5 protein-coding genes are annotated in these 12,758 nt (G+C 56.7%); 3 read left to right on the forward strand and 2 right to left on the reverse strand.

The window, feature by feature from the left end; translation table 11 throughout:
- Positions 1-15: 15 nt before the first annotated feature.
- Both N1249_RS16855 and N1249_RS16860 read right to left on the reverse strand, forming a co-directional pair.
- A complete protein-coding gene (locus tag N1249_RS16855; RefSeq protein ID WP_259831359.1) occupies positions 16-630 on the reverse strand; it encodes a LuxR C-terminal-related transcriptional regulator in 615 nt (204 codons plus the stop codon).
- 354 nt (positions 631-984) lie between these two features.
- Entirely contained in the window at positions 985-2,166 is a 1,182-nt protein-coding gene (locus tag N1249_RS16860; RefSeq protein WP_259831361.1) for a PLP-dependent aminotransferase family protein, read from the reverse strand.
- A 489-nt stretch (positions 2,167-2,655) separates the two neighbouring features.
- On the opposite strand from N1249_RS16860, the gene N1249_RS16865 reads away from it, so the two are divergent.
- The 3 genes from N1249_RS16865 to N1249_RS16875 are packed head-to-tail and all read left to right on the forward strand — an operon-like array spanning position 2,656 to position 12,747.
- Positions 2,656-4,278, forward strand: coding sequence for a ShlB/FhaC/HecB family hemolysin secretion/activation protein (locus N1249_RS16865; protein ID WP_259831362.1), 1,623 nt, complete (start codon positions 2,656-2,658; stop codon positions 4,276-4,278).
- Positions 4,278-4,826, forward strand: a complete 549-nt coding sequence (locus N1249_RS16870; protein ID WP_259831372.1) for a toxin-activating lysine-acyltransferase — start codon at positions 4,278-4,280, stop codon at positions 4,824-4,826. The genes N1249_RS16865 and N1249_RS16870 overlap by 1 nt, the downstream gene beginning before the upstream one ends.
- Complete coding sequence (locus N1249_RS16875) at positions 4,819-12,747, forward strand: hemagglutinin repeat-containing protein (RefSeq protein ID WP_259831374.1); 7,929 nt, start codon at positions 4,819-4,821, stop codon at positions 12,745-12,747. Before N1249_RS16870 ends, N1249_RS16875 begins: the two co-directional genes overlap by 8 nt.
- Positions 12,748-12,758: the final 11 nt, after the last annotated feature.

The raw sequence follows: 12,758 nt of genomic DNA on the forward strand, positions 1-12,758 counted from the left end.
TGTCCCTCCTCAGGTTTATTTAACTTCTCCAGTAAAGTAGTGATAGAGCCCAGTTAAATTACCGACGTGTAATTTGTTATAAATATTACGCCTGTGGATACTGACCATTTTCTCACTAATATCAACCTGGCGAGAGATTTCCTTATTCCCTTTGCCGGCGATAATAAAGGGTATCATGTCTATTTCACGGTGCGTCAGGCAGGCATTTTTTTTGATCCGGGCCCAAATCTTATTAGTCACCGATTTTGACACAACCTGACCTTCGAGCCCTTTGGTCATAAAGTCATTCAGCTTCTCGCATGACTCACGGGTATCGATTAAACAATCCGCAACGGAATCGAGCACAATATTCTCGGATACATCGGCAAGCTGTTCATTTTTTGTCACCACCAGAATGGAATTGTTGGCACTCTGGCGTTTAATTTTGAGCAACGAGAATAACAGGCTATGGTCGGGAGAGGTGTAGTCAACAACAATCGTTGCAGATTTACCCCACGTCATCTCTGCAAGCGCGCTTTTAGCTTTCTGATAACTCAGCGAATAAAACGCTCCCCGATGGCTGGCGCAATGTTGTACGAGCTCGCTCAGCCCTGATTGAAACCATATGTTATCTGATACACAAATAATCATTTTCCGTAACCTTATACTCGTCCATGTATAACATTCCGGGAATAGCATCTCTGCACTGATTACGCCGCATTCCTTGCAGCAAACTACTCAGCCGTCTTGCGTATTCCATGGAGACATTATTTGACCTAATCACAAAGATATGCAATTAAGAACATAGGCACTTTGATTAAGAATATTCCTAAGAACAAGGGTACACCAACGTTGTCCGGGGGAAAATTGGCATATTTTTTAAATTGTTAGGTGATGTAAAAAAACAAATTAATTACGATGAGTAATTAATAAAAAAGGATGGATGAGGCAGGATGTACTATTGTGGCGTTTTCGGGTGCCAGAACGAATCTGGCACCCGGGGAATTACAGCGATATTTTCAGGCGTCGTACGGCCTCTTTCAGTTGCTCATCCGTTGGCGTAACGAACGACATACGCAGCGTGGTGTGATCCGGCTCGTTGCAGTAGAAGAACTCACCCGGCACAAATACCACACCGTTGCTGAGCGTTTTTTCCAGCCAGCGGGTCGTATTGATGCCGTTATTCATTTTCGCCCACAGGAACATGCCGCCTTTTGGCTTATGGAATGACATTACATCACCCAGCTCCGCTTCCAGCTCACTGGCGAAGGTCTGGTATTTCTGGCGATAGGCTTCGCGGATCATTTTAATTTGATCTGCCAGACGGCCGGTTTTCAGATATTCATAAGTCATCAGCTGCGACAGAGTGCTGGTGTGCAAATCGGTCGTCTGCTTCAGATTCACCACCGCGCGTTTCAGCCACTCCGGCACCAGCACCCAGCCAACACGAGTTCCCGGGGCGAGGATTTTAGAGAAGGTGGAGGTATAAACCACGTTCTCTTCATTGCCAATATCTTTGGCATGGGCAATCAGCGGGCGGAAGACTTCGTTAGTGTAATTAATTTCGCTGTACGGATCGTCTTCAATAATCACGAAGTCATAACGCAGGGATAATTCCACCAGCTGTTTACGACGGGCTTCAGACAGCGTTACGCCGCCAGGATTACCAAAGGTCGGGACAATATAAACCGCTTTGATGGCCTTTTTAGCCACCAGCGCTTCAAGTTCATCCACAATCATGCCGTCGCCGTCGGTACCCACAGATTCAAACTGCGCCTGCGCCAGACCAAATACCTGCAAAGCAGCCAGATAAGTAGGACGTTCCACCACGACGATATCGCCTGGGTTAATTAATGCACGGGCCAGCACATCAAGGGATTGTTGCGAACCGGACGTAATAACCACATCATCAGCATTACAGGTAATTCCGCGGCCAATACAAATCTGTTGAATCGCCTCGCGCAGACCCGGAACCCCCTCTGTCAGACCATACTGAAAGGCCTCACCAAAATGCTGTGATAAAACAGCATCTGCGGCAATTTTAAGGCCTTCGTGATCGAAAAGCGCCGGATTAGGAATACCACCACCCAGCGAAATCACTCCCGCCATTTTGCTATGTTTTAATAATTCACGGATGGCAGATGATTGCAGGCCTTGTGCACTGCTGGCGAGTTTATTAACAGACATTCTCTTGTAACCTTATTTTTTATGATGTGCTCAATCTTAGTATCACATGCAGATCGCTTTGATAACCCTTTTCAGCGCTGGCCGCACGAATGTTCTGCCTGCAAGTGCGCCAACACTCGCCACAAGGCAGAATAACCATCCAGAATGGTAAGAATAAGCCACATTAAAAACTACACACACTTATGTCACCCGCCATCGGGAAAATGGGCGAGGAAATAACAACATCAATCGCGGTGAGGATATATTTTCCCTGAGTGCACCAAACGCAAATATATTTCACGATTTCACCTGACCTACCAGATTTAAGGATATTCAGGCTCAGAATCTTCCGAGCTTTAGGATTAATCCCCCTTTTATTACCTCGCCAATATTTAAACAATCTTACACAAATTCACATTGCTTCCTTTTTTCTTACATTGCGCGGAACGTTTGATGATAGCCCGACAAAATATAGCGATAATAATATCCACAGCCACTGGCCTGTCTTTAATGCTCTCTGCCCATGCTGCCGAGCCGAATGATCAGTTTATTATTCAGCAGCAACGTCAGAAAGCACTTGAGCAGCAACTGACGCCGCCCGTCCCGGATGTGCGTCTTTCGGAGCCATCATCAAGCTTTGGCAGGATTGATTTCCCCACTGAAACACCCTGCTTCCCCATTCAGCGCATAGCGCTGAGCGGCCAGGATGCCCTTCCCCACTGGCTGCCGTTGCAGCGCCTTGCCGATCAGGCCCAGGGGCGCTGTCTTGGCGGCAAAGGTATTAACCTGCTGATGAGCACGATGCAAAACCGCATTGTCGATCACGGCTGGATCACCACCCGCGTTCTTGCCCCCTCGCAGGATTTAAAGAGCGGCACGCTGAAGCTGGCGATTGTCCCGGGCTATGTCCGCCACGTAACACTCACCAAAGAGAGCGACGATTACATCCAGCTATACAGCGCCTTCCCTGCCCATGAGGGCAATCTGCTGGATCTGCGTGACATTGAGCAGGGGCTGGAGAATTTACAGCGCCTGCCCACCGTGGAAGCCAGCATGGAGATCCTGCCCGGCGAAAAACCCGGCGAGAGCGACGTGGTGATCACCCGTAAGCAGAGCAAGATGTGGCGTCTTGGACTGTCGCTGGACGACGCAGGAACCGAAACCACCGGGCGCTACCAGGGCGGCGTCACCTTATCCCTGGATAACCCCTTCTCCCTGAGCGACCTGCTGTATGTCTCCGCCAGCCACGACCTTAACGACAAGAGCGGCAAGGGCAGCAAAAACTACACCGCACACTACTCGGTGCCGTTTGGCTACTGGATGCTGGGGGTCACCGGCAGCGACTATGACTATCACCAGACCATCGCCGGGCTGAACGGGGATTACCGCTACAGCGGCAAAAGCAAAAACCTCGACGTACAGCTCAGCCGTGTTCTGCATCGCAGCGGCTCGCAAAAAACCACCTTCACGTACGACGTGCTGGCACGCGAGACACGCAACTACATCGACGACACCGAAGTGGGCGTACAGCGACGCCAGACGGCGGGCTGGCGCGTAGGGCTGGAACATCGCCACTACATCGGCCAGGCCACGCTGGATGCGGGCATCAGCTATCAGCGTGGTACGCGCTGGTTTGGCGCCCAGCCTGCCCCGGAAGAATTTACCGGCGATGCCACCGCCCTGAGCAAAATTACCCAGTTGAGCGCCCAGCTCGATCTGCCGTTTGACATCGGTTCGCAGAACTTCCGCTACAACGTGCAGTACCTGCGCCAAATCAGCAACACGCCGCTGACGCCGCAGGATCAGTTTGCCATCGGTAACCGCTGGACGGTGCGTGGCTTTGACGGGGAACGCACCCTGAATGCCAGCCACGGCTGGTACGTGCGTAACGACCTGGCCTGGAGCACGCCACTGCCAAACCAGGAGCTTTACCTCGGTGCGGATTACGGTGAAGTGGGCGGTTACAGCTCTGACTATCTGATTGGCAAACATCTGGCAGGCGGCGTGGTGGGGCTGCGCGGCAGCGCCTTCAACACCGGGTATGACCTGTTTGCCGGTACGCCGTTCTCGAAGCCGGATGGGTTCACCACCAGCAACCTTACCCTCGGTTTTAACCTCAACTGGAGCTGGTGATGCGCATCGGAAATCTGGATATCAAAGCCCCGCTGATCCTCGGCGGCGAAGAGAGCGAAGCAGAAGTGCTGGGTGCCACCGTCTGGCTGTGGATGCACTCACCCATGCACCGGGATGCGCCCCTGCACGCGCTGCCAACGCTGCTGTTGCCCATTATCAAACGCCGCCAGTACGTTCTGATCAGCGAAAACGAACGCCCGGTGTTTTTCCTGAGCTGGGCCTGGCTTAACGAAGAATCGGAAGCGCGCTACCTCACCCGCCCGTCGATTGAGATGAAAGAAGAGGACTGGGACAGCGGAGACCGGATGTGGTTTTGCGACTGGATCGCCCCGTTTGGCCACACCAGCGCCATCAAAAAACTGATCCGCGATGACATCTTCCCTGACCACTGCTGGCGCGCGCTCTATCACCGTGGGGCTGAGCGCGGCAAACGTGTCGTGATGTTCCACGGCGGACGCATCAGCCGTACCACCGCACGTGAATGGCAACTGAAACACCCGCTCACCGTCAATCTGCCGGAAGCGCTGAAAGGAACGAACCATGAATAAGAACCTGTACCGGATAGTCTTTAACAAAGCGCGCGGCATGTTGATGGTCGTGGCGGATATCGCCCGCTCTGGCCGCGCCGGTTCGTCCCGCTCATCCGGCATCGGTCACACCCATAGTCGTCTTGTCGGCAAGGTGAGTGCCCTGAGCTTTAGCCTGTGGATGGCAATGGGAGCCATACACAGCGCCGAAGCGGCCATTGTCGCTAACAGCGGCGCACCGAAAAACCAGCAGCCAACGGTCATCAAAAGCGCCAACGGCACGCCGCAGGTGAACATTCAGACGCCGTCCAAAGCCGGGGTATCACGCAACAACTACACCCAGTTCGACGTGGATAAAAACGGCGCGATCCTCAACAACTCCCACAAAAATGTGCAGACCAACCTTGGCGGCATGGTGGCGGGTAACCCCTGGCTTGCCAAAGGGGAAGCCAAAGTCATTCTTAACGAAGTGAGCTCGCGCGATCCGAGCAAGCTCAACGGCATGATCGAAGTGGCAGGGAAAAAAGCGCAGGTGGTGATCGCCAACCCGGCGGGCATCACCTGTAGCGGCTGCGGTTTTATCAATGCCAACCGCGCCACGCTCACCACCGGCCAGGCGCAGATGAAAGACGGCAACCTCACCGGTTTTAACGTCGAGCGCGGTGAAGTGGTGGTGGACGGTAACGGGATGGATACCTCCGGCGCAGATTACACCGATATCATCGCCCGCTCGGTGAAGGTCAATGCCGGGCTGTGGGCGAAGGATCTGAAAATCACAACCGGGCGCAACAAGGTCGATGCCGCCCACGAGAAAATCGAAAAAGGCAGCGATGATGACGCCACGCGTCCTCAGCTGGCGGTGGATGTTTCCAGTCTTGGCGGCATGTACGCCGGTAAAATCCGCATGGTCGGCACCGAGCGTGGTGTGGGCGTACGCAATGCCGGTGCCATTGGCGCGCAGGCTGGCAGCGTAACCCTCACCGCCGATGGCCGTATCGAAAACAGCGGAACCCTTCGCGCCAGCGACAGCGCAGCACTGCGCACCGCTGGCGAGGTATCCAACACCGGCGTGCTGACGGCGGCAAACAACGTGCAGGTTAATGCGGCGAGTCTGACCAGCAGCAAAGAGAGCGTTCTGGCCGCCGGGGTGAACACCGACGGCAAGCTGGCGGATGCCGGTGATTTGCAGCTAACAACCAGCGGGCAGCTCAGCGCCCACGGCCAGACGCTGGCTGGCGGTAACCTCAGCGCCAGCGGTCAGGGTGTGGATGTGAGCGGCAGCCAGACTCAGGGTAAACGTGTCACCCTGAACGGTGGCGCACAGGATGTAACGACTGCCAGCGCCAACGTCCGCGCCAGCGAGCTAACGGTCCGTACCGGTAAAACGCTCAATAACACCGGCGGGACGCTTAGCGCTGAGACGGTGAACGTCAGCGCTCAGGATCTGGCAAACCAGAAAGGCAAGCTGCTCCAGAGCGGCAGCGGCGCGCTTGCGGTGACACTGCCGGGCAATATTGATAACCAGCAGGGGCAGATTGGCGCGGCGAATGGCGTGCAGCTCCGCGCGGGTACCCTTAACAACACCGAAGGCCAAATCGTTGCCGTGGCGGGGAAAACCGGGCTTGATACCGGCATCCTGAATAACGAGCAGGGGCTGATTTCCGCAGCCGCAGGCGACGGCGAAATTCGCAGCCAGCAAAGCGTAAACAACACCAAAGGGCGTATCGAAGCGGCAAAAGCCCAGCACATCAGCGCGGGCGACGTAAACAACCAGCAAGGGGTGATTGTCGCCAGTGGCACCACCCTCGCGCTGGGCAGCGGCACGCTTGATAACCGCTCCGGCTCCCTGCTTTCTCAGGGCGCACTCAACGTTGACAGCGGTGCTATCAATAACCAGGACGGCTTTCTTGCCAGCGACGGTAATTTTGCGCTTAACAGCGGGGATGTGGATAACACCCGCGGCCAGATTGGCGCAAACCAGAGCCTGAACGCCACCTTTGCCGCGCTGCACAATACCGGCGGGGCCGTGAAATCGGTCGGCGCGATGACGCTTGCTGGCGGCGAACTTGATAACTCCGGCGGCACCACCTTCTCAGGTGCCAGCCTCGCGTTCACAGGCGATACGCTGAATAACTCCAGCGGGCAGCTGGCAGCAGCCGATGGCCTGTCGCTGAACGCAGCGAGCCAGCTGCTTAACACTTCGGGCGTGCTTCAGGGCAACGGCATTAACCTGACCACAGGCGCACTCGATAACAGCGCCGGAACGCTCAACAGCCTGGACGCACTGAACCTCACGGCAGGCAGCCTGAACAACCAGGCCGGTACACTTGCCGCCACGGGTGCGGCCGATATCGCGGCAAACACCGTAGATAACCGCAGTGGTGGGCGCATTATCGGCAAGTCGGATGCCGCACTGCACACCGACAGCCTGCAAAATGGCGGCGGGCAGATCCAGACCGTTGGCGACCTGTTGCTCGATAGCGCCAGAGGCCTGGTCGATAACGCGTCCGGGCTTATCCGCAGTGGTAAACAGCTGACGGTCACGGCGCTTAACGTCGTCAATCAGAACACCCAGGGCGAAAATCAGGGGCTGGAGGGGCAAAATGTTGCCCTCAATTCAGAGACGCTCGACAACCAGAGCGGCAGCATTCTGGCGAACAACGCACTGGCCATCCGCAACAACGGCGTGCTGAACAACACCGCCGGTGTTCTCTCTTCAGCGGGCACGCTTGATGCCAGTGGCAGCGGGCTGAACCTCATCAATGGTAGCGGTACGCTAAAAGCCGGTGAAAACCTGAACGTGCAGGCCGATACCCTCGATGGCAGCGGCCAGCTGTTATCGCTCGGGAATATGACCCTGAGCAGCGCAAACGGCGTCGCCCTCAGCGGCAGCACCCTTGCCAACGGCAATCTCACCTTCACCACGCCAGGGGATATCACCAACAGCGGTAAGCTGATGGCAGGCAGCGCGCTGAATGTGCAAAGCGCTAACCTCACCAACGTTGCCAGCGGTGAAATTAATGCCGGAAGCACCACCCTGAATGCCTCCGGCGCGGTGCTGAACTATGGCCTGATCGACGGCATTGCCACGCGTATCAACGCCGACACGCTGACCAACATCGGCACCGGGCGTCTTTATGGCGATACGGTGGGCGTCAACGCCATCACCTTCAACAACCTGGCAGAAAACGGCACGGCGGCCACGCTTGCCGGGCGCGAGCGCGTGGATCTGGGCGTGCAGACTCTGAACAACAGCGGCCACGGGCTGATTTACAGTGCCGGGTCAATGCACATTGGCGGCGCGCTGGATGAGAACGGTACGCCTGTTGGCCAGACTCAGGCCATTAACAACCACAGCTCAACCATTGAATCTGCGGGTGATATGACCATCGCCGCCTCGCAGATCAATAACATCAACGATAACTTCTCAACCGAAGTGGCGCTGGTTTCGCAAGAACAGCTGACCGAATACCAGCACACCGGCTCCACCAGCCGCTGGAAAGCGGGCGATGAAGGCGTCTGGGTCGACGGGAACTCTTCCGATGGCCTGCGCAACCTCAACACCCCGGAAAAGAGCGGCCACGGTAACGACAATTTCAACCAGTACGACTACACCCGTACCGTTGAAGAGACTCGCATCAAAGAGAGCGACCCGGCGAAGATCCTCGCGGGCGGCAATATGACCCTGACGGGCGACCGCCTGTTTAACGACAAAAGTCAGGTTGTCGCAGGCGGTACGCTGCTGATTGACCAGCTGGGCAGCGTGCAAAACGACGATGTAACCGGCGAGCGCTATACCACCGATAACGGCAGCGTGACCCACTACTACCGTATTCGCCACAAGGGCGATGACGAACAGGGGCGCAGCAGCACTGCGTACACCCCACCGACGGCGATCCAGAGCATTTCCCTGAAGCCGGGCCAGCTTGTGAGCAACGGCAGCGTAGAGGGCAGCAATCTCAGCATCACCCCGCTGGTGTTGCAGGGAACCAATGTGGCGATTGGTCAGGCGGCAGGCGTCAACGCCACGCCTGAGCAGACCGTCTCCCCGGGCGAACCGGTGACGCCACCTGCCGGACAGCAGTTTGAAGTGACGCCTGCCGACGGTGCAATCCGCATTATCGGCCCGAACACCACCCTGCCGGACAACAGCCTGTTCAAGGTCAACCCGAACGCCGACGTGCCGTATCTGGTGGAAACCGATCCGCGCTTTACCAACGAGCGGCAGTGGCTTGGCAGTGACTACATGCAAAATGCCTTCACCGACGATGGCGATAACACCCTGAAACGCCTGGGCGATGGCTATTACGAGCAGCGCCTGGTGCGCGAACAGGTGGTTGGCATTACCGGGCAACGTTATCTGGATGGCTTCACCAATGACGAAGATCAGTTTAAATCGCTGATGGACAAAGGGATCACCTTCGGCAAGCAGTATTCCCTGAAGCTGGGTGTGGCGCTCACGCCAGAGCAAATGGCGCTGCTGACTGGCGATATCGTCTGGCTGGTCAACACCCGGGTCAAAATGCCGGACGGCTCGATGCAGACCGTGCTGGTACCACAGGTTTACGCCAAAGTGAAACAGGGTGATATCGACGGCTCCGGGGCGCTGATTGCGGGGAATAACGTATCGATGAAGCTCAACGGCGATCTGTTTAACAGCGGAACCATTGCCGGACGTAAGGTGCTGCAACTGGATGCGGACAACATCACCAACCAGTCCGGCACGATCCAGGCGGCAGACGTAAACCTCAACGCGCGGACCGACATCAACAACATCGGCGCGGCCATTGTGGGCGACAACAGCGTGCTGGCTAACGCCGGGCGCGATATTAACGTCACGACCACCACCACCAGCGCGCAGAGCGTTAACGGCGAAAACAGCTTTACCCGCACCACCATCGACAGCGTTTCCGGCATTTACGTGCAGGGCGACGACGGCAAGCTGGCGCTACAGTCCGGGCGCGACATTACGCTCACCGGGGCGCAGGTGATCGCCAGCGGCGAAAACGGCAAGGCGCAGCTGGTGGCCGGGCGTGACCTGAACCTGAACACCGTGACCACCGCCAGCAGCGACAATCTGGTCTGGGATGCGGATAACACCCTCAAACAGAGCAGCACAGATCACAACGCCAGCACCGTGCAGGGCGTGGGCGGCGTCGCGCTGGCGGCCAATAACGACATCAACGTGCGTGGGGCGCAAATCACCTCAGACGGTGCGCTGACCGCTGCCGCGAAGCATGACGTGAACATCGAAGGCGTGCTCAACGACAGCCAGCTTGATGAGAAACATAAAGTGGTGGGCGGCAACGGCTTCTTATCCAAAACCACCACCAAAACCCGCGACACGGTAGACCGACAAACCGTTCAGGGCAGCGAACTGAGCGCGGACTCGGTGAACATCGCTGCCGGAAACGATCTCACCGTGGCGGGCAGCAGCGTGGTTGGCTCGGGCGACGTGGCGCTGCGGGCAGGTAACGATTTAACCCTCACCAGCATGGGCGGGCGCAATAACGAAACCCATCTGAAAGAAGAGAAAAAATCCGGCCTGATGGCCTCCGGCGGCATTGGCTTTACCGTGGGCTCGCGTAAAGAAACCACCGATCAGGCAAGCCAGGCGCTGGCGGGACAAGGTTCGACGATCGGCAGCCTGAATGGCGATACCGTCCTGCTGGCGGGTAATAACTACCGCCAGACCGGCAGTACGGTGGCCTCACCGAACGGCAACGTGGCGATCCAGGGTAAAAACGTCACCATCGAGGCGGCGCAAAACACCTATGCCTCGCAGTACAAACGCACCGTTGAGCAAAAAGGCTTTACCCTCGCGGTGAACGTACCTGTGGTGCAGGCGCTACAGAGCGTGATTGCGTCGACAGAGAAGGTCGGGCAAAGCAAAGACGATCGTATCAACATGATGGCGGCTGCTAACGCCGCGTGGGATAGCGCGCGGGCGGCCAACACCATGATGAATGCTGCTCAGGGGGTGATGGCGAACGGCGCACAGGCGGCGGCGCAGAACGTCAGCGTCTCGCTGACCTACGGCGAGAGCAAGCAGACCCACACTCAGACCAACGACAGCACCACGGCGCTGGCCAGTAAAGTGAATGCCGGGAAGCAGGCCGTGGTGGTCGCCACTGGCGGCGAACAGTCTGACATCAATATCATCGGCTCGGACGTGAGCGGTAAACAAGGCACCACGCTGTTTGCGGATAACGACATCAATATTCTGGCGGCGCAGCAGGAGAGCCACGACCGCAGCACCGACAACTCCAGCGGCTGGAACGCCGGGATAGCGGTGAGCTACGGTCAGGGTGGAGCATCCTTTGGCGTAACCGCAGGTGCCAACAAAGGCAAAGGTTACGGCAACGGGGATGAAGTCTCCTGGCGCAACAGCCACGTGGGCGATATGGACGGCCAGACCCGCATCATCAGCGGCGGCGACACCACCCTGCGCGGCGGGCAGTTGCTGGGCAAAGGCGTGGATATCACCGCCGATAACCTGTACATCGAAAGCCTTCAGGACACCATGACCTACAAAGGCGAGCAGAAAAGCATGGGCGGCCAGGTCACCGTGGGCTACGGCTTTGCGGCATCGGGTAACTACGGCCAGTCGAAAGTGGATGCGAACTACGCCTCGGTGCAGGAGCAGTCCGGCGTCTTCGCGGGTAACGATGGCTATAACATCAACGTGAAAGGCAATACCGACCTGACAGGCGGGCTGATTACCTCCAGTGAAAGCGCCGAGCTTGCCGGGAAAAACCAGTTCAGCACTGGCACGCTGAGCTGGCGCGACGTTCACAATACCTCGGAATTCGAAGGTAACGGCTTTGGTATTGGCGCCTCGGTCAGCAACAACCCTGACACCGGAAAAGATAAAAACGTCACCTTCGGTATTGGTCACGACAGCGGGAACGACAGCGGCACCACCCGCAGCGGGATTAACACCGGTAATATCACCGTTACCAACCCGGATGCGCAGCAGCAGGCTGTCGATGGTGTGAAAACGGATATCACCACCGAAACCGCAGCAGCGAACTCAGGGGCGATTAAGAACAACTTCGACAGAGACGAGGTATTTAAAGAGCTGAACCTGCAAGTCAGCGTGACGCGTGATTTCAAAGAGAATGCGAATCGCCAGATTGGCGAGTTTCTCGATGACAAGCAGGCCGCTGCCCGTAAAGATCTTCAGGATGCCATCGATAAAGGCGATAAAGCGAAGCAAGATGCTGCGATCGAAGATATCTACAAGCTGCAATATCAGCGCCGCTTCCTGCAAACACTGGTTGGTATCGTTGCCGGGTCGCCGGATGCTGCGATAACCCAGGGCACGCTGTCGCTGGCGGCGACGAAAATGCGCGAAGAGACGCTGAAAAACTCCCTGCTCTTCCCGGGGGTTGTCGACAAAAATGGCAATGAAATCAGCAACGTTTCAGGGCCAAGCGACGGGCTTTACGATGGTATTAAACTCGGTGGCGTCAGGGTCGGTCTTGACTTCGTCTGCGGTGAAGACAACCGGCGCTGCGTAAACGACGGGACGAACAATCACGCGCTGATCCTCGACAGCAAAGGCCGGGTTCAGTATATCGGCGATGATAAACATGAGACATTCCAGGCCCTGTTAAAAGACAGGACGTTGTCTGACGGACTGTATGGCCCGACCGGCGGGTTCCAGGGCGGCGTGGGGATGATGAGCAAGTGGACCTATTCGCCGGGCTCCTTCTTCGACGATCTGGTGGAAAGCTATGCCGGTACCCATGATTTGGTTGGCGGTCAGTTGCCTGGTTTTTATGATAACGAGGGGAATACCACCCGGGATCGCAATCCGCTTGTTACCACGGCGGCCAATACCTGGACCATTGCAGCCATTCCCATTGCAACACCGTTTGCCATGAGCGAGCTGGTGTCGCCTGAGCTGCTGCAATTTATTTTCTCAACCTCTCAGTGAGTGCGCGAACC

Source organism: Enterobacter sp. CP102 (assembly GCF_025152625.1).
In the GTDB taxonomy this organism is placed as follows: Bacteria; Pseudomonadota; Gammaproteobacteria; order Enterobacterales; family Enterobacteriaceae; genus Enterobacter; species Enterobacter soli.

Bases quoted from the DNA above. Each gene is read 5' to 3' on its own strand.
- N1249_RS16875 (WP_259831374.1), top strand. From the start codon at position 4,819: ATGAATAAGAACCTGTACCGGATAGTCTTTAACAAAGCGCGCGGCATG.
- N1249_RS16865 (WP_259831362.1), top strand. From the start codon at position 2,656: ATGCTCTCTGCCCATGCTGCCGAGCCGAATGATCAGTTTATTATTCAG.
- N1249_RS16860 (WP_259831361.1), bottom strand. From the start codon at position 2,166: ATGTCTGTTAATAAACTCGCCAGCAGTGCACAAGGCCTGCAATCATCT.
- N1249_RS16855 (WP_259831359.1), bottom strand. From the start codon at position 630: ATGATTATTTGTGTATCAGATAACATATGGTTTCAATCAGGGCTGAGC.
- N1249_RS16870 (WP_259831372.1), top strand. From the start codon at position 4,278: ATGCGCATCGGAAATCTGGATATCAAAGCCCCGCTGATCCTCGGCGGC.